We start from the raw sequence: 18,962 nt of genomic DNA, 5'->3' as shown, positions 1-18,962 counted from the left end.
GAGCCCTCCTGTTTTCAGTTATGGTCGAGCTCTCTAGACCAGATCCTCCCCCAGGGCTTCGCCCATGAGGGTGTCTTCGGTGGCTACCTTATTCTGCTGGACCGAAACGACTTCACCGGAGCGCATCACAGCAATGCGGTGGCACAGGCCGATAAGTTCTGACATGTCTGACCCAATGAGGATAATAGAGGTCCCCTTTTCGGTCAGCTCCATGAGCATCTTGTAAATTTCACTCTTAGAGCCCATATCAATGCCACGAGTAGGGTGGTTGAGAATCAGGATTTCACAGTCGGTAGTAATCCATTGGGCGAGGGCGACTTTCTGCTGATCACCGCCAGAGAGCTTACCCAGTTGGCCCTGGATGTTAGTGGTTTTGATGCGGAGCTTCTGAACCTGTTCAGCGACCTCCCGTAAGGCGGATACTTCGTGCAAGAAGCCTTTGGGTCGTTCTTTAAGGCCTGCGCTTTCCATCAGGATCTTTGCAATAGAGCGTTCGTTGGCAAGGCCCAGTTCGTCATCGTTATCGGAGAGGTAGCCGATACCGAGTGCTGCAGAGTCACCGGGTGAGCTAATGGTGACGTCCTGCCCGTTGACTTTGAGAGTGCCGAAAGTGGCGGTTTCGTCAACACCGACTAGGGCGGCAGCAACCTCGTTAATACCGGAGCGGCGTAGCCCTGTCAGACCAAAGATTTCACCCCGGTCAACCGAGAAGGACACCTTATTTAGGGAGCCCTTGGAGCTGGTGAGATTCTCGACGATGAGCTTGGCGTCTTGGCCAGCGAAGTCATCGGGGCGACCGCCCATCTCGATTTCGCGGTTGAACATCTTGAAGGCGATTTGCTCGGTAGTCATGGCACCTGGGTTAATTTCAGTGCTAATGGTGCCTTCAGAAAGAATCACTGCACGGTGAGCCAGGGAGCGGATCTCATCGATACGGTGGGTGATGTAGATAATTGCGCGGCCCTCAGCTGCCAGCTTACGGGTCACCTCATGAAGCTGGTAGATTTCAAAGTCGTTGAAGGTTGCGGCAACTTCATCCATGAGGACTAGGCGGGTCTCTTCGGCCTCCATGCGGACGACTTCAACCAGGGCCTGCTCTGCACGCACCAGATCTCCCATCTTGGCGCGGGGGTCAACAGCAAGACCAATTTCGGAGAGTAGTTCTTGGGCGCGAGCTACCAAAGCGTCCTCAGCATCGTCGGCATACTGGGTGGAGCGGAAGATTGCCTGGGCAACGGTCAGCTCAGAATCCACAGTAAATTTTTGGCGGATAGAGCCTACACCGGCCACCAAGGCTTCTTCGGGATTCTTTGGGGTGTAGCTCTTACCATCTAGGGTAATGGTGCCACCTGTGGGGCTGTCCCAGCCCCCCAGGATGGACAGTAACGTCGACTTGCCTGCGCCGTTCTCGCCGAGAAGACCTACGATTTCACCGGCGGCAACCTCCAGGTTAACGCCCTTGAGGGCGCGGAGGTGCTCGTGGTTCTTGGTGAGTTCTTTAACGCTCAGCAAATTTCCCACTCTTGTATTCCTTCCACACAAGCAAGCAGTAGCTCGCTCACCGCTACGCAACTCACCTCGCCGGTGGCTAACCGGCAGTTTTTGTTCGGGAGGGCACAGGGCTATACAGTACAGTCTTCAGCCATTCTTATAGCATTCTACAGAATATATAAGGTAGCTTCCTCCCCCAATTTAGGGGCATCTAGGTGTTAATCCTGCACAAAGAAAAGTAGCCCGGAAGAGCTAGGCTCTTGCGGGCTACTTTGAGATGAGCTACACCCTTATCAATTCAAGGGCTCACATATGAAACCGCGGGGGGTTACTTGCCTAGCTCAGTAGCTAGGGCCTGGCGCTGAGCGTGCACTTCGGCGGGGACTCTATCCCCTAAGAATGCCAGCCATTCGTCAATACCGGGCAGTTCTTCTTCCCATTCTTCGCGGCTAACGGTAAGAGCAGCGGTTAGCTCTTCCTCACTCAATTCAAGACCGGTCAGGTCCAGGTCCGCTGGTGTCGGGACAAGGCCCAAGAAGGTTTCCTGGCCACCAGCGGTGCCGTCCAAACGGTCGAAAATCCACTTGACCACGCGGCTGTTCTCACCAAATCCGGGCCAGGCGAACCCGCCATCGGGGGTGCGGCGGAACCAGTTGACGTAGTAGATCTTGGGCATGTTCTCTTGGCCGTGCTTCTTACCCAGATCAATCCAGTGCTGGATATAGTCGCCGGCGTTGTAGCCAATGAAGGGAAGCATAGCCATGGGGTCACGGCGCACAAGGCCCACCTGGCCCTTGGCGGCGGCGGTGGTTTCTGAAGAGAGGGTCACGCCACGGAAGACACCCTGCTCCCAGCTTGTGGCCTCGGAAACTAGCGGGATAGTGGTCTTGCGGCGGCCACCAAAAATCATGGCTGACAGCGGTACACCATCGGGTGCATAGTATTCTTCGGCCAGAGTGTCAGCCTGGGCGATGGGGGTGCAGAAACGTGAGTTGGGGTGAGCCGCCGGACGCCCTGAATCAGGGGTCCAGTCCTTGCCCTGCCAGTCAATCAGATGTTCGGGGACCTCATCGGTCTTACCCTCCCACCACACAGAGTTGTCATCGGTGAGGGCAACATTGGTGAAGATGGTGTTACCCCGAGCAATTGCGCGCATTGCATTGGGGTTGGTGGACCAGCCGGTGCCGGGGGCGACACCAAACAGGCCTGCCTCGGGGTTCACCACGTAGGGCCTGCCATCGCGGAACTCGATCCAGGCGATGTCATCGCCAACCATCTCGGTTTTCCAGCCTTCAATGGTGGGATCCATCATGGCAAAGTTGGTCTTACCGCAGGCTGAGGGGAAGGCCGCGGATATGAACTTGCTACGCCCCTCAGGGTTGGTTACTTTGAGCACCAGCATGTGCTCTGCCATCCAACCTTCATCGCGGCCAATTGCTGAAGCGATACGGAGTGCGTAGCACTTCTTACCCAGCAGGGCATTACCACCGTAACCGGACCCATAGGACCAGATTTCACGGTCTTCGGGGAACTGCACAATGTACTTCTCGGGGTTACAGGGCCAGGGAACATCCTGCTGGCCGGGTTCAAGCGGAGCGCCCACCGAATGCAGTGCCTTCACAAAGAAAGCCTTGGTCTCGGACATCTTGGCAAGAACATCAGAACCGATAGTGGCCATAATCCGCATAGAAACAACCACGTAGGCAGAGTCGGTAATTTCGACACCGAACTTAGGAGTGGTCGCATCGAGTGAACCCATCACAAAGGGAATCACGTACATGGTACGGCCCCGCATGGAACCCTTAAAGAGATCGGTCAGAGTCGCTCGCATCTGAGCTGGGTCCTGCCAGTTGTTGGTCGGCCCAGCACCATCCTGGGTCTGTGAGCAGATAAAGGTACGCTCTTCAACACGGGCCACATCATCGGGATCCGAAAAAGCAACGTAAGAGTTAGGGAACTCATGATCACTGAGCTTGCGGAGGGTACCGGCCTCAACCAGTTCAGCGGCCAGCCGGTCGTATTCTTCCTGTGAGCCATCAGCCCAGTAAATATCATGGGGCTGGGTAAGCTGAGCAACCTCAGCGACCCAAGCAAGTAATTCCTCATAGTTGGTAGGAGCCTGTGCAATTAAATTGTCGATTGAAATGTCAGTCACTGACGCTTCCCCTTATGTATCGGTTCCCCCGGTACCTCTCTGTACCGGAAGCAGGTGCCCACCCATTTTCTGTGCCGCCGGCAGAGCGAAAACAGAAAAACGCGCCACTCATTAGCAATGAATAAACGCGTTGTGCGGTGCACTTTCACTTCATCGTGTACGTCTAGCCTACCCAGATATAGGTCTTTTGTCAGAATTAGTACAAATATTTCGCTCCGATCTTCCTCACACCCCCGTAGCAAAACCTAAAAATCATTTGGGCATGACACAATACAGCCACATCAGCCCCGGAGCGCCCCCGGTGGCCTTAACCAAGCTGAGACCAAACTGAGCAGACAGGGCACCCACCATAAGTGAGAGCAGTGTCACGCACTTTCGATTTGCACACCTCCAAAAACCTGCGTAGAGTATTACCTGTTGCCAAGACGGGCTAGAGATAGTCAGCCAAGGCACAATGCGCCTGTAGCTCAACGGATAGAGCATCTGACTACGGATCAGAAGGTTGGGGGTTCGAATCCCTTCGGGCGCACACCAGAAACCGGCCTCCTTGTGGGGCCGGTTTTTTTATTGCGGTTACATCAAGAGGCCGCAGAACCCCATGACCGTGGGGTAGTTTTCACCACAAAAACGGGCTTGCTCTTGCCTATCCCATAAAATAGGGGAAGACAAGAAGGCCAGACGGCCTCACTGCCGCATCAGCACAGGAGAAGATATGAGCGTAAACATCACGGTCACCGATGAAAACGGTACCACCAAAGACGTGACCTGGGAGCCCCACCAGAGCATGCTCGACGCTGTCCTAGCAGCCGGCTTCCCGGTACTTGCTACCTGCGGCGGCAATGCCTCATGCGCCACCTGTCACGCCTTTATCGATCCCGAGCACTTTGCCGCATCGGGCGAACGCGAAGAAGCCGAAGAAGACCTGCTCGATATGATCGATGACATCGCCAACGAGTGCTCTCGCCTCAGCTGCCAGACGGAATACTCCCAAGGAATGGACGGGGCACACGTTACCCTGCAACCAGGAATGTAAATGGCATGAAAACCCCCAAACCCCTTATCCCCCTTGCTGCCCTGAGCCTCCTGCTGGCCCTTACCGGTTGTGGCTCCAATAAGCCGAGCCAACCAGCAGAGACTTCGGAAGGCACCAGTGCCTCCGCGGTGGCGACTTCCCAAACAGCAACCTCCGCCAGCCCAAGCCCCACAGCAACGAGCTCCCCAACTCAGACAGCCGCGGCCCCGACACCCAGCGTCTCAGATAGCCCCGAACCCGTCCCTACGGGAACCGTTATCACTGTTGAACCCAGCCCCACTCCCAGCCCTGCTGATCAGCCAACAGGGGCCGCAGGGCAGGCTCCCAGCTCTATGGCAGGCGTTGCCGTATGCGACTACGACCAGCTCTACATTGAGGCGGCCGTAGCCCCCGGTGGAGGTGCCGCAGGCTCACGATATATCAACCTCACCTTCACTAACACCGGCTCCGCCCCCTGCTCTATCGGCGGCTACCCCGCCGTTCACTACGTGAATTCTGCTGGCCAACAAATTGGTGCAAGCGCCGCAAATGCCACCGACTTGTCATCCTCAGGAGGGGTACTAGCCACCGGTGAGTCTCTCACCGCCATCCTGCGTGAAACACGCGCCGGACTCTACGCGGGTCGTTGCCAGAGCGTCGCGGCGACCGGCTACTCCATCCAGGCCCCCGGAGCGTCCCAGGCACTCGTGCTCAACTTTGCGTCCGAAGCCTGCTCCAATACGGACATCACCCAGCTCACGGTGGGTGCTGTAGGTGCCGCGCCCTAAGCGGTTTCTACAGGCTAAGAGGGCTATGGCTTCTGAGGACACTTGCCGGGCTCTGAGGTTTTTCTCGGAGCCAACCCGTCGCTGGTTTGAGGGGGCTTTCACAGCCCCCACTGCCGCCCAGGCCGGTGCCTGGGCGGCTATCAGCGCCGGCCGGCATGCCCTAATTGTGGCCCCCACCGGTTCCGGTAAAACGCTCTCAGCTTTCCTGTGGGCGCTAGACCGCCTGCACTTTGATCACACCGCCGCATCCGATGACACAACAAGTCGGGAACCCAGCGTGAGCGGGACCAAGGTCCTCTACATTTCACCGCTCAAAGCCCTGGGTGTGGACGTCGAACGTAACCTGCGTTCCCCACTCATCGGTATAGCCCAGACCGCCCGTTCCCTCAAGATGGAACCTCCCCAGGTTCGCGTGGGGGTACGCAGCGGGGACACCCCCGCCAAAGAACGCCGCCAGCTCATCAGCAACCCACCGGATATTCTGATTACCACACCGGAATCCCTCTTTCTGATGCTGACCTCTAAGGCCCGCTCCACGCTCACCTCGGTTCACACCGTCATCATTGACGAGGTACACGCGGTAGCAGGAACAAAACGCGGTGCCCACCTAGCGGTAACCCTAGAGAGACTAGACCAGCTCCTAGAATCCCCCGCCCAGCGCGTGGGGCTCTCTGCCACCGTAGAACCGGTAGAAACCGTTGCCCGGTTCCTGGGCGGCTCCGTCCCGGTGGAGGTTGTGCAACCACCCTCAGAAAAACAGTGGGAGCTCACCCTCTCCGTACCCGTGCCCGATATGACAGCCCTGGGCGGCCCCAATGCTTACGGTGAGATGCCAGCTGGCACACCCTGGCATCAGGGCAGCAGCACAAAAAATCGTGCCCGCGAAGCCGCTAAAAACTCAGCTACCGAGTTCAATGATGGGCTGGCGCTAGCTGACTCCCTAGCCGATGAGGGTCTGCTCCGCCCCGAGCAGGTCGATACCGCAGCAACCCTGCCCCAAGACCTCACCTTGGCTGATGCTCTGGGCGTCCGCCCACTGGCGGGCCCCGCCCTAGGTTCCCCGGAACCGGAGGAAGAAACCCCGGCTAAAGCAAGAGACAGCTACTTTGACCAGCCTCTGCCCACCGTGAGTGAGAACGGCCCCCATCAGGCTCTCTGGGAGGCGGTAGGAACCTACCCGGGCGAGCAGAGCGCCCCTAGGCACCCGCGCCAGCCCATCGAACTGACCATCCAAGAAATAGCTGAAGAAGCGGGGGCCGCAGAACAGGTAGAGGGCTCCGACGATTCCACCCCGCCCTCACCGGCATCCGGCTACCAGGCTTCTATCTGGCCCCATGTTGAAGAGCGTATTGTTGACCTAGTAGAGGCCAACCGCTCCACCATCGTGTTTGCTAACTCCCGTGGCCTGGCAGAGAAGCTAACAGCACGGCTGAACGAAATCTACCTGCAACGGTGCCAGGCCCGCCAAGACCTTAGCCCTACCGGCGAGCCTTTGACGGTAACCGGGCCCAGCGGGAGCACCGAACCGCGCACCGTAGCCGATATCCTGGCCCAACAGCTGGCTCAGGCCAACCCCGCGCAGCTAGAAACAGATGACCCTAAACTCCCTTTACGCGCTACTCCTACTAGGGGCACAAGCTCACCGGCCCAGATAATGGGGGCCTCGGCGAGCGCCTCAGGTGCCCCACCCCTGCTGGCGCGTGCCCACCACGGTTCCGTCTCTAAGGACCAACGCACCCTCATTGAAGAGTCCCTGAAATCGGGCCAGCTCCGCTGTGTGGTGGCTACCAGTTCGCTCGAGCTGGGCATTGATATGGGGCAGGTTGATCTGGTAATCCAGGTGGAGGCTCCCCACTCAGTAGCGTCCGGGCTTCAACGGGTGGGCCGTGCCGGGCACCAGGTGGGCGAAGTATCGCGTGGCTACCTCTACCCCAAGCACCGGGGCGACCTACTCAACGCCACCGTCACCGTCCAGCGAATGTTAGCAGGCAAGATTGAGCCGCTGTCCATACCGGCTAATCCCCTAGATATTCTGGCCCAACAGACCGTTGCCGCCTGCGCTCTGGGGCCTATCAGCGTGGAGGCCTGGTTTGAGGCGCTCCGGGCTACTGCGCCCTTTGCTACCCTGCCCCGGGCGGCTTTTGAAGCCACCCTCGATTTGCTCTCGGGCTTTTACCCCTCCGATGAGTTCGCCGAGCTGCGCCCTCGCATCATCTGGGACCGCGGCGCGGGCACTATTGAGGGACGGCCCGGCGCTCAGCGGCTGGCAGTCACCAGCGGCGGTACAATCCCTGATCGGGGCCTTTTCCCCGTCTATATCGCCGGGGCAGAGGATTCCAAGGCGCCTAAGCGAGTGGGTGAACTCGATGAAGAAATGGTCTACGAATCCCGTGCGGGGGATGTTATCGCCCTGGGTGCCTCCTCCTGGCGGATTGAAGATATTAGTCACGACCGGGTAACCGTTACCCCGGCTCCCGGAGTGCCGGGCCGTCTGCCTTTCTGGCACGGGGATTCTCCCGGGCGACCGGCTGAGCTGGGGCGAGCACTCGGCACTTTCACCGGCGATCTGGCGCGGACCCTTGCCAAAGACCGGGCAGAGGCCCACCGGCAGGTAGGGGCGCTGGGCCTTGATGAGTGGGCCGCCGATAATCTGCTGGCCTATATCGGTGAGCAGACCCAGGCAACCGGTCGTGTGCCCTCCCATAAGCACCTGCTAGTTGAGCGTTTCCGTGATGAGCTGGGCGACTGGCGGGTTATTCTCCATTCCCCGCTAGGTATGCCGGTGCACTCCCCCTGGGCGCTGGCTGTAGGTGCCCGGGTCGAGGAAGGCTACGGTGTGAACGCATCGGCCATGGCCGCTGATGACGGTATTGTGCTGCGTATTCCCGCTATGGAAGCTGAGCCTCCGGGTGCCGAGCTCTTCCTCTTTGACCCTCAGGAGCTTGAGGATATAGTCACCGAGCGGGTAGGGAATTCTGCGCTCTTTGCCTCCCGCTTCCGGGAGAACGCCGCTAGGGCGCTACTCCTGCCCCGCAAGGACCCCGGCCGCCGTACACCCCTGTGGCAGCAGCGCCAGCGGGCCGCCCAACTCCTCGACGTTGCCCGAAAGTACCCGGCTTTCCCAATCCTGCTCGAAACCGCTCGTGAGTGCCTGCAAGATGTCTACGACCTGCCCGAGCTCCTGGCCCTGCACCGGCAGATTGAGAGCAAGCAGGTCAAGGTCTCAGAAATCGAGACCGATACGCCCTCGCCCTTCGCCCGTACCCTGCTCTTTGGTTACGTTGCCCAGTTCCTCTACGAGGGTGACTCCCCTCTTGCTGAGCGCAAAGCCGCCGCGCTGGCGCTGGACCCGGCTCTGCTCGCTGAGCTCTTAGGCAAAGACGAGCTACGGGAGCTTCTGGATGCCGGGGTGATTCGTAGTACCGAAGCCCGCTTACAACGCCTTGCCCCCGGTTACCGCCTGCACGGAGTGGAGGGCGCCGCCGACCTGCTCCGGCTCTTAGGCCCTCTCACCGCCGAAGAGGCAGCCGCTAGGCTCCGTCTGCCGGGAGCTTCTCCTGATGAGGCTGCCCCCGATCCGACAATCACCCCAAGCCAGGCGCAGGAGCACCTGGAGGCCCTGGTAGCCGCCGGGCGGGCACTAAGCTTCCGCTTGCACGGGCGCAAGGTCTACGCCGCCCTGGAAGATTCCAGTCGCCTGCGCGATGCCCTGGGCGTGCCTCTGCCCATCGGGGTGCCGCTGGCCTTCCTTGAACCGGTCAAAGAGCCCCTCCTTGACCTGGTAGCCCGCTACGCCCGCACCCACGCACCTTTCACCACCGCCCAGGCCGCCCACGCGCTAGCTCTGGGTATCTCCGTGGTCGAGAACGCATTGCGGGCTCTGGCCGCTGACCGGCGGGTACTCTCCGGTGAGTTCCTGCCCGAAGAACTCCGGGCTGAGCTAGCCCGTGCCCGCACCGGTTCTGATGACCCCAGCTACCTGGCCGGTACCGAATGGGTAGATGCTCAGGTTTTGCGCACCCTGCGCTCGCGGTCGCTGGCGGCCCTGAGAGCCGATGTTGAGCCTGTACCACCGACAACCTACGCCAGGTTCCTGCCTTCTTGGCAGCATGTGGGCTCATGGCAAATCACAGAAACCACCGCCGCACCCGGTACCTTCGGTGTCCCGGCCCAGCCTATTGTCGCCCGCCAGGATACAAGCGCCATGCTCTCAGGCTACGACGGCCTGCTCACGGTGGTTGACCAGCTTGCGGGGGTGCGTCTACCGGCATCAGCCCTGGAATCGCTCATTATGCGGGCCAGGATTACCGACTACGCCCCGGCTCTGTTGGATTCTGCCATGAGTGCCGGTGATGTGCTGTGGACAGGGGCGGGCCAACTTACCGGGGACGACGGATGGGTTGCCCTGCACCTGGCAGAGAGCGCCCCCCTGACCCTGCCCGATGAAGGTGAGCGGCAAGAAGCCCTGGCTGCGCTGGGGCCCTTAGAAAAAACGATCTATTCGCTCCTGAGCGGTGGGCTGTTCTTCACCCAGATTCAGGCTCAACTGGCGGCTCTCACAGCTTCCCTGGGAAATCAGCCGCCCAGCGACCGCGAGACATCCGATGCCCTCTGGAACCTGGTATGGGCTGGCCTGGTTACCGGTGACACCTACGCACCGGTACGCGCCCTCCTGGCCGGCGGCTCATCAGCTCATAAGGTGGCTAGCCCACCACCCCGTGCCCGTGGCGTGGGTATGCGTAGAGGGGCCAGCAGACTGTCCTCCTCCCGGCTGGGCTTAGGAATCGGGCCTACTGTCCAGGCACCGGCCCAGGTAGCCCCCATCAACGCTGGGCGCTGGGCACGAGTTGATGCTGAACCGCTTGACCCGACCGTGGCCGCAGCAGCCCGAGCCGAACTTCTCATGGACCGCTACGGAATACTCACACGGGGTGCCGTTGCCGTTGAGGGAACGGTCGGCGGTTTTGCCGGGGTCTACCGGGTGCTATCCGCCGCCGAAGAAAAGGGGCTAGCCCGCCGAGGCTACTTTATTGAGGGGCTGGGAGCTGCCCAGTTCTCAACCTCTGCCACGGTAGATCGGCTAAGACAGGCCGACCGAGCCACCTCAGATCCGCTGCCTGCTCAGCATATTAAGCACAGCGCCGCCCCTGAGGCTACCTACTCACCGGTTCGGACCACTCAGCGTGCTGTCACGCTCCTAGCGGCAACCGACCCGGCTAATCCTTACGGGGCGGCCCTCCCCTGGCCTACACCCACCCCCTGGGATGCTAACCGCACCCCGCTCAAACACAAGCCGGGGCGTAAAGCCGGTGCCTGCCTCGTCCTGGTAGACGGCACCCCGGTGCTCTACCTAGAACGCGGCGGCAAAACTCTCTTACCCTTTACCGAGGACCCGGTGCTTGTTGAAGTGGCGACCCCGCTTCTAGGCCAGCTGGTGCGCCTGGGCGTAGCCGACAAAATTGTGATTGAAAGCGCCGGTGGTATTGAGCTACTCAGCACACCCGAGCCTTTGACTCCAGCGGCAAAGGCTCAGCCAGCTAGCGCCGCCGATTCCGCGGCTGAACACCCGGTGCAGGCTCTCCGGCGAGCACTTCTAGCAGCTGGCTTCTACACCACCCCACGCGGTGTCCGTATGCGGAAAGACTACTAAACCACAGGACCTCCGAACCCGCTCAAAGGGCGTAAAAAATGGCCCTGCTGTTAGGGGGTCAGGAAGGCCATTATGCAAACAGGTACATTAAGCTACATGCTCAGTCTTTGGTCGAAATCATGGTAGCCTGCACGAAACTCTCGTACGCTACGAATAAGGTGCACATAGAGAGCACCGAGTGACATCACCAGCATCATAGCCAGAACAAGCATGAAAAGTAGGTACACCGCTTTGACCTCCATCTAGGGGACAGGCGGTAGGGGCCGCCTGGGGGCGGGTAGACTCAAGCAAAATAGCAGGAGTGCACCCTTTTGCATAAGGTAAGGGGACATGCCCGAAGCATCGATTGTGAGACTTTGAACACAGAAAACTATACACCGCTTTCTATTGTGGCTTGCAACTCTACAGTTTTTCTATCTTTCATGTCAGCTGACCCTGAGGGTGAGACCGGTGGTAGCTACCGTAGAATGAGGCAAATTTTGGTACAGCAAGAAAGGTAAAACCGTGCCCGAGGGAGACACCGTATGGAGGCAAGCCCGGTCCCTCCACCGCGCACTTGCCCACAGAATAGCCCACACGACAGACTTTCGAGTTCCCTCATCTGCTGGCATCAACCTCAGCGGTCAACCTATCCACGGCGCGCTCGCACGCGGCAAAAATATCCTGCTACGCATCGGCGATACTACCGTCCATTCGCACCTCAAAATGGAAGGTATCTGGCACATTTACGGAACGGGACTCGATGGCCGATCCGACCCCTGGAAACGACCCGCAACCGCAGCCCGCGCCATCATCCAGGCTAACGCCCGTTTAAACCCCGACGGAGCACCTCTTGAGGGGAGTAGGCCTATCACGGCGGTCGGCTTCAACCTCGGTGTCCTGGAAGTTTTCCCCACCAGCCAAGAGCAAAGCAGGCTCTCCCACCTGGGGCCGGATATTCTGGGGCCTGACTGGTCGCTATCTCAGGCTGTAGCACGCTTGTCCGCCCAACCCGACCGCGCCATCGGGCCAGCCCTACTCGACCAAAGGAACCTAGCGGGGATAGGCACCATTTACCGGGCTGAAACCCTCTTTCTTGCCGGGATTGACCCGAGCACCCCGATCGGCGCAATCCCTGACCTGGCCGGGCTCGTCTCTATCGCCCACCTGCTCCTTGATGCTAACCGGGCCAGGCCCCACCGGGTCACCCGTACCACTACCGAACCCCTATGGTGCTACGGGCGGGTAGGACGCCCCTGCTACCGCTGCGGTGCAACCATCGTAGGAGAAGACCTCTCAGATACTGGCGTGGGGGCTAGCCGCTATACACCCGGCCACCTGATCGCCCGTCCCGAGGACATAGACCGCCTGAGCTACCGGTGCCCCGGCTGCCAAATACTTTTGAGCTAAGGCAGGCGATCACTGGCGGGGTATATTCACGCAAGTACTCCCGCACATAAGGAATAGTAAAATCTACATACCCGTGGCAAGGCTAGCTCATAGCTCATGAGTCGGGACCTATAGGTATTCGCCTACTGAGGAGTGCCCCCCAACCACGCTCTAAAGCTAAATCCTTATAAGCCTTAAGTAGAACTGTCTTACCTGCCCTTGGGGCTCCGGTCATGAGTAAGGTGTGTGCCGGTTCAACCAATACCGTCTTTGGTAGCTTCAGCGAGATCAACAAGTAGCTGACCACACCCACCAACAGCGGCGGTGTGACACCGAATGTAGGAGTAAAGGGGGTGCGACCTATGGTTGTTTCCTCATCCTTTTATTATTCCTTCTTATTCTTTCGTAGTTTTGGGTAGAGATTTTGCAAGGTCTCATCCGGTTCACGCTCCTGGAATAATAGGGGGCATGCGCCGAGTCAACCGCCACCTCACGCCCCAGCCCCTACCCCAACGCAAGGGCATCGATGCTGTCTCCTTCACCCTGCCCGATGCTAGCGACCCCACAGATAATGTTCTAGGCACCAGCACCGTCTTGGACTACCTGGTGGCCCGTTTCTACCCCCACCAGTACGAGCTTTTTGCCAGCCGTTTTGAGCGCGAGGAAGTGAGGGACGCTCAGGGCAACCCGGTAGCCCCCACCGCACCACTGACCGGCCAGAAAATCTGGTACTACCGGGAGCTAGGCCAAGAAAAGCCCGTCCCCTTCGACATGCCTGTGCTCTATGAGGACGAGTGGGTGCTGGCTATCGATAAACCCCACTTTCTGCCCACCACACCCAACGGCTCCTTTGTCGCGCACACGGCCCTGACCCAACTGCGGGTACGCGAGCGCAACCCAGCCCTCATACCCATCCACCGCCTGGACCGAGCCACCGCCGGAGTGGTTCTCTTTGCCAAAGTGCCAGAGGCCCGGGCCCCTTTCCAAACCATGTTCCAGCGGCGTGAACCCACCAAAACCTATGAGGCCATCGCAGCACCGCTGAGCACCGGGGGCACAGAGCTGGCCCCGGGGGAAAGTCTGACGGTTCGCTCGCGGATTGAGAACGCCCACGGCTCCTTGCAGGTAGCCCAAACCGATATAGAGTTTTTAGCTGGTGACGCCCCGGCCCTGCCCCTTGAAACCAAGGCTCAGTTGAGGGAGCGGCGGCGCTCTGGTGCCGGTTTTTCTGGGCAGAATGCCCAGTCCCGCATCACCTGTCTAGAGACCTTCGAGCTTGCACCGGGCCTTTTACCCGACGCCTCCACAGCTAATCCAGCTTTGCCGCTACCGGCACCGGGCAGACGCCTAACCCGCTATCTTTTGGAGCCCCACACCGGCAAGACCCACCAGCTGCGTGTGCACCTTGCGGCAACGGGGGCACCGATTCTGGGGGACGTTGTTTACCCCGAGGTCCTCCCTATCGCTGAGGACGAGCCAGCCCTGCCCCTCCAGCTTCTGGCCCGGTCGCTGAGCTTCTCCCACCCCGTAACCGGCCAGGCGGTGCTGGTGGAGAGCCAGAGGCAGCTGACCTTAGCCCCAGGCCCCAGCGGGGCTCCCTAAGCCCGTGCTGTGGCCCAAACCTTCACATGTGCGTTCAAAGAACCCACCCATGAAGGTTTAGCACACATGAGAAGACGGACCGCCTCAACCAGGCTCACCCACAGAAAAGAACCCCGGTTGCACACCACCATGAATGGCCGCCGGAAAAACCGCCCGCCAAAGACCCGCATGAGGTACTTGCCCTTGCTTACATGCACCTACCGGTGGGTAAACTAACAGACAGTACCATCAATTCGCCCCAGCCTCCCGCGAAAGGCAACTATGTGCCCCAGACACTCAAACACCTCCCCTGACCAGCTCAATACCCTGGCCGCCGAGCACTGTTTGACCCTGGCCAACCGAGCAGACACCGCACGCCACTCTATACTCCGACTCTTTGGGTCCAAGGCTGCGGCGCTCCCCGGAACGCTCATTGGGCGCGTAGCCCACCCCGATACCCGCCCCCGCCGCCAGCGGGCAAGGGAATGGCACTACTGGTGGCAGGCCCACCTCATGGATGCGCTGGTAGATACCGGTTTCCGCCAGCAGGCCGCGGGGCAAGGAGACGAAGCCCAGGAGGCTCTCAAACAGGCCCGGGCTCTTCTACGCGGTATCCAGGTACGCAACTACGGCTCCTACCCCAATGACTTCTATGATGACATGGCCTGGCTGACCTTGGCCTGTGAGCGTCTCAACCGGCTAGCTCTGGCGGTGGAGGGTGACGGTGACAGCGCTGCTCAGGACGCTGGTCAACGCCTCTACCGGGAGCTGACCTCAGCCTGCACCGCTGAGGTGGGCGGTGGGGCTTTTTGGTCTAAGGATCACGACTTTAAGAACACCCCTGCTACCGCTCCTATAGCGCTGGCCTTTGCCCGCGCTCACCGGTACAAGGAAGCCGCAGATTTGCTGAACTGGTTGCAAGCTCACCTTTTGGACCCCGAAAGCGGTCTTTACCTGGACGGTGTCAAAGTTACCGGTAGCGGTGAACAGGCAGGCATCTCCTCGGTTGAGCGAGGTCTCTACACCTACAACCAGGGCCCGGTTTTGGGCGCTTATCTGGCCTTACTCGATGCCGGGGCTACAGACCGGCTAGTTCTTGACCCGGTCACCCATATCGCCGAGCTGGTTGACTCTGTTGACCGTACTTTCGGCCTTGATTTTGAGGTTTCCAGCACCGAGAGCCTGCGCCTACTCCGCACCCAGGGTGGTGGTGACGGCGGACTCTTTACCGGGATCCTCGTGCGCTACCTAGCCGATGTGGCTCTGCATAGCGCCCTGCCCAAGGCTACCCGCGCCACAGCGCGGGGGCTTGTTCTGGCAACCGCTGAGGTCTTGTGGGACGGCCGGCGCGAGTTTGACCCCGATCTGCCCATGAGCGAGCCGGGCATTGACCCCAACGAGATTCGTGGGCAGGCCGTTGCGCTTTTCTCCCCCCATGTTGAACGCCATATCTCCGATCTTCTCAAGCCAGGTCAGCCGGTGGATCTTTCCACCCAGATTCAGGCCTGGACTATCATAGAAGCAGCACAAAGAGTTTTTGCCTCAGACTAGATTCAAAGGAGTAGCCCATGGCTCGGCTTTCACCCTACCTTCTGACAACTTCAGCTACCTGTGCCTGTGCGGTTGCTGGTTCGCTAGCCTCAGATCCCGACAGTAGCTACTACAAGAACCTCACTAAACCAGCCTGGAACCCGCCCAACTGGGTTTTTCCGCTTGCCTGGACATCGCTCTACGCCTGCATAGCTGGGACCAGTGGCTACACCCTGGCCCGTTTAAAGCAAGACGGTAACACTGAAGAGGCAGGGCGCTACTCAGCAGCCTTGGCAACCAATCTGGCGCTCAATGCTTCCTGGAGCTATACATTCTTCCGGTCGCACCGTTTAGGTTTAGCAACTGCGCACGCAGGTGTCTTGGCCCTTAGTTCTGCTGATCTGGTGCGGCGGACTGCCCGGATCAGTAAACCTGCTGGTGCCCTTCTGGCCCCCTACGCGGGCTGGACCGCTTTTGCTACGGCTCTTTCAGGTAGCATCTGGTGGCTTAATAACAAGAACTAGCGGTTGGTCCATACTGCTCTGCCCCCGGGGGTGCAAGAGGCAGGAGGGTTTCCGACCCGATGAGCCCATTGGCTAGGCTGGTCTCATGACTTTTTGGACTGGCTTTCTCAACCGGGCGCAAGCCCGCCCACTCCAGGCTGTGGAAAGGCTCTAGTAGACTAGGGCTTGTGCTCAATACCGAATTTTCTGATCCCGGCTTCTCCTTTGAGCTGGGTAACCGCCTGACCGAAACAGCCGCCCCCTCCGCTGCCCACCGCACCGCAAACGGTGGGGACTTCCAGGGGCGCACCGGCATCATTCACACGCCTCACGGCGACATTGCCACCCCCGCCTTTACGCCCGTGGGCACCAAGGCAACCGTCAAAGCAGTCTTGCCCGAAGCCATGAAAGAGCTCGGCTCCCAGGCCCTGCTGGCTAATGCCTACCATCTCTATCTCCAGCCCGGCCCCGATGTGCTCGACGCCGCAGGCGGTCTGGGCAAGTTCATGAACTGGGACGGCCCTACTTTAACCGACTCCGGCGGTTTTCAGGTCATGAGCTTGGGCTCTGGCTTTAAGAAAGTCATCGATATGGGCACGGTCGCCGGTGCTGTGGGTGCCGATGGGCGGCCCATCGGTGATGACGACGTAGCCGCCGGCAAAGAACGCATGGCCCATGTGGACGATAACGGAGTTAACTTCAAGTCCCACATCAACGGGGATATGCACCGTTTTACCCCCGAGGTATCCATGCAGGTTCAGCACAAGATTGGTGCTGATATTATGTTCGCTTTCGACGAGTTGACCACGCTTTACAATTCTCGTGCCTACCAGGAAGAGGCCCTGGAACGCACACGGCTGTGGGCTCTGCGCTGTATTGCTGAGCACCAGCGACTGACCGCTGAGCGGGTGGGCAAGCCCTACCAGGCTCTCTTTGGGGTCATTCAGGGCGCCCAATACGAGGATCTACGCCGCAAGGCCTGCCGCGATTTGGGGGCCATGCCCTTTGACGGTTTCGGCTTGGGCGGCGCCCTGGAAAAAGAAAACCTGGGCACCATTGTGCGCTGGTGCACCGAGGAACTTCCCGAAAATAAGCCCCGCCACCTGCTAGGTATCTCAGAACCGGACGATATTTTTGTGGGTATCGAGAACGGGGTAGATACCTTCGACTGTGTCTCACCCACCCGCGTTGCCCGCAACGCCGCCGTCTACACCCCCAATGGTCGCTTTAACCTGACCAATGCCCGCTTCAAGATGGACTTCAACCCCATCTTTGAGGGCTGTGACTGCTACACCTGTACCCACTACACCAGGGCCTACCTGCACCACCTCTTTAAGGCTGACGAGCGTCTTTCAGCCACGCTAGCTTCCATTCACAACGAGCGGTTTATCGTCAAGATGGTCGATGATGCCCGCAAGGCTATCGACGACGGTAGCTACTTTGACTATCGAGATCACTTCCTGGGCCGGTATTACGCCAAGAAAGTGGCCCAGCAGGTAGAGCAGGAGGCCGCGCGGGCGCTTAGGGCTGAGCGAGAGGCTAAGAAAGCTGCCGCGGCTCAGGCCCGTTGGGAAGCCAATATGAAAGCCAAGGCAGAGGCCGAGGCCCGCCGCGCGGCACAGGCCGCTCTTGCCGCGCAAGCTGACGAACACAATGCCACAGAGACCAAGGCCAAGCAGGAGGGCTAACCATGCAGGATTTCACGCTCGAAGACCTCACACCTGAGGAAACCATTACCTACCGGCACGAGTTTGCCGCCAGCCCCGAACAGCTCTACGAGGCCTTCACCAATCCGGCTCTGTTTGTGCGCTGGTTTGGCCCCAAGGACTGGAAAATTATTCCCAGCACCCTGACCCTGGAGCCGGTCATTGGCGGGCGTAAGCAGTTCGTCATGCGCCACCGCCAGCAGAAGACTTTCCAGGCTCCTATGTACATGCGTTTTATTACTATGCAGGAGCCGCATCTGCTGGAGTACCGCGAAGCTCTACCGACTCCCCAGGGTCAACCCAGCGACACTCTCATCGGTCTGCGTCTTGAGTTTGAGGCGGGTACCGCTGTGACCGAAGACGGCGTGGGCCAAGGAACTATCCTCAAGCTCACCCAGGGGCCCCTCCCCCAGGGCGTGCACCAGCAGACCCTGGACTCCTGGAAGGGTTCCTTTGAGTCTCTAGCCGCTCTGCTGGCCGCCCGCTAGGTTCCAGAGCAAGCGAGTGTAAGGGGAATGTACCCAAGGCAGTAGATTTTATACAGCCTTGGGCGCATTCCCCCTCATTTTATGCGCGGATATGCCCGGTTGGAGGCACCCGGTCAGGCCGTCAGCTTTTGGCGCTGTTCGGCGCTCAGCCGCATGAGTGAGCCGGTGGCTGTGCTGTAGAAAGCTAAAGTAGTGGTGGCAGAAACGCAGTGGGTGCCCTCTAGAGGGTCGTAAAGCTCGTAGGCCAGGGTAAAGGAGGCCGGGCTGACCTTACTGACGTGTACCTTGGCGGTCACGGGCATGCCCCGGTAAGCCAGGGGGCTGCGGTACTTGATGTGGTTCTCAGCTACCAGGGCCTGGGTACCCTCGGGTAAGTCAGCAAAGAGCGGTAGCACCGGTTGATGATTTCCCGCTTGCCCCGATGAGGGCGGGCACCCCAAGAGAGCCACACGGGCTTCCTCAAGGATCTGCACGATAGTCACATTGTTGACGTGCCCGTAGGCATCCATGTCTCCCCAGCGGAGCGGAATCTCAAAAGTGTAGGTAGTGCTCATACCTTTTACTGTACCCAGGTCACGGTAAAAAACCTGCCCCGCTACCGGTCACTGCCTTGAGGAGTCACCTATCTTCTTAGGGAACCGGTGAGCATCAGTGGGGCACCCGACAGCAACCGGTTAGTCTCTGGGCGGT

At 59.6% G+C, this 18,962-nt stretch carries 13 protein-coding genes and 1 tRNA gene; 10 read left to right on the top strand and 4 right to left on the bottom strand.

Features of this window, described 5'->3' with window-relative positions:
- Positions 1–33: 33 nt before the first annotated feature.
- Both ACN08Y_RS08590 and ACN08Y_RS08585 read right to left on the bottom strand, forming a co-directional pair.
- Positions 34–1,521, bottom strand: a complete 1,488-nt coding sequence (locus tag ACN08Y_RS08590) for a sugar ABC transporter ATP-binding protein (protein ID WP_419105332.1) — start codon at positions 1,519–1,521, stop codon at positions 34–36.
- A 298-nt stretch (positions 1,522–1,819) separates the two neighbouring features.
- Entirely contained in the window at positions 1,820–3,646 is a 1,827-nt protein-coding gene (locus ACN08Y_RS08585) for a phosphoenolpyruvate carboxykinase (GTP) (protein WP_419112418.1), read from the bottom strand.
- Positions 3,647–4,102: 456 nt separating this feature from the next.
- Between ACN08Y_RS08585 and ACN08Y_RS08580 the strand changes: the two genes are divergently transcribed.
- From ACN08Y_RS08580 to ACN08Y_RS08565, 4 genes are all read left to right on the top strand, one after another.
- A tRNA-Arg gene (locus ACN08Y_RS08580) sits at positions 4,103–4,175 on the top strand.
- Positions 4,176–4,358: 183 nt separating this feature from the next.
- Positions 4,359–4,679 carry a 2Fe-2S iron-sulfur cluster-binding protein gene (locus ACN08Y_RS08575; RefSeq protein ID WP_419100399.1) on the top strand — a complete coding sequence of 107 codons (321 nt, stop codon included), beginning with the start codon at positions 4,359–4,361 and terminating at the stop codon, positions 4,677–4,679.
- A 5-nt stretch (positions 4,680–4,684) separates the two neighbouring features.
- Positions 4,685–5,446, top strand: a complete 762-nt coding sequence (locus tag ACN08Y_RS08570) for a DUF4232 domain-containing protein (protein ID WP_419105330.1) — start codon at positions 4,685–4,687, stop codon at positions 5,444–5,446.
- Positions 5,447–5,471: 25 nt separating this feature from the next.
- Positions 5,472–11,096 (top strand): DEAD/DEAH box helicase, encoded by a 5,625-nt coding sequence (locus ACN08Y_RS08565; protein ID WP_419112417.1) that lies wholly within the window; start codon positions 5,472–5,474, stop codon positions 11,094–11,096.
- A 92-nt stretch (positions 11,097–11,188) separates the two neighbouring features.
- Here the strand turns inward: ACN08Y_RS08565 and ACN08Y_RS08560 are convergent, their stop codons facing one another.
- The gene (locus tag ACN08Y_RS08560; RefSeq protein WP_419100396.1) at positions 11,189–11,323 is read right to left on the bottom strand and encodes a hypothetical protein; all 135 of its coding nucleotides are present in this window, start codon (positions 11,321–11,323) and stop codon (positions 11,189–11,191) included.
- Positions 11,324–11,600: 277 nt separating this feature from the next.
- On the opposite strand from ACN08Y_RS08560, the gene ACN08Y_RS08555 reads away from it, so the two are divergent.
- The 6 genes from ACN08Y_RS08555 to ACN08Y_RS08530 all read left to right on the top strand — a co-directional run bounded on the left by ACN08Y_RS08555 (position 11,601) and on the right by ACN08Y_RS08530 (position 18,272).
- On the top strand, positions 11,601–12,485 hold the full coding sequence (locus ACN08Y_RS08555) for a DNA-formamidopyrimidine glycosylase family protein (RefSeq protein ID WP_419112416.1): 885 nt from the start codon (positions 11,601–11,603) through the stop codon (positions 12,483–12,485).
- A 447-nt stretch (positions 12,486–12,932) separates the two neighbouring features.
- Entirely contained in the window at positions 12,933–14,066 is a 1,134-nt protein-coding gene (locus ACN08Y_RS08550; RefSeq protein WP_419112415.1) for a pseudouridine synthase, read from the top strand.
- 261 nt (positions 14,067–14,327) lie between these two features.
- Positions 14,328–15,596 carry a glycoside hydrolase family 76 protein gene (locus ACN08Y_RS08545; RefSeq protein WP_419112414.1) on the top strand — a complete coding sequence of 423 codons (1,269 nt, stop codon included), beginning with the start codon at positions 14,328–14,330 and terminating at the stop codon, positions 15,594–15,596.
- A gap of 17 nt (positions 15,597–15,613) precedes the next feature.
- Positions 15,614–16,099: a TspO/MBR family protein gene (locus tag ACN08Y_RS08540; RefSeq protein WP_419112413.1), complete on the top strand. Its 486-nt coding sequence runs from the start codon at positions 15,614–15,616 to the stop codon at positions 16,097–16,099.
- 167 nt (positions 16,100–16,266) lie between these two features.
- Complete coding sequence (gene tgt, locus ACN08Y_RS08535) at positions 16,267–17,766, top strand: tRNA guanosine(34) transglycosylase Tgt (RefSeq protein WP_419112412.1); 1,500 nt, start codon at positions 16,267–16,269, stop codon at positions 17,764–17,766.
- 2 nt (positions 17,767–17,768) lie between these two features.
- Positions 17,769–18,272 (top strand): SRPBCC family protein, encoded by a 504-nt coding sequence (locus ACN08Y_RS08530; protein ID WP_419100390.1) that lies wholly within the window; start codon positions 17,769–17,771, stop codon positions 18,270–18,272.
- Positions 18,273–18,385: 113 nt separating this feature from the next.
- On the opposite strand, the gene ACN08Y_RS08525 is transcribed toward ACN08Y_RS08530, so the two are convergent.
- Positions 18,386–18,826 carry an acyl-CoA thioesterase gene (locus tag ACN08Y_RS08525; RefSeq protein ID WP_419100389.1) on the bottom strand — a complete coding sequence of 147 codons (441 nt, stop codon included), beginning with the start codon at positions 18,824–18,826 and terminating at the stop codon, positions 18,386–18,388.
- Between the last annotated feature and the right edge of the window lie 136 nt (positions 18,827–18,962).

It is taken from the genome of Rothia sp. P5764, assembly GCF_048512965.1.
Taxonomy (GTDB): Bacteria; Actinomycetota; Actinomycetes; order Actinomycetales; family Micrococcaceae; genus Rothia.
This window is presented reverse-complemented; position numbering and strand designations above follow the sequence as displayed.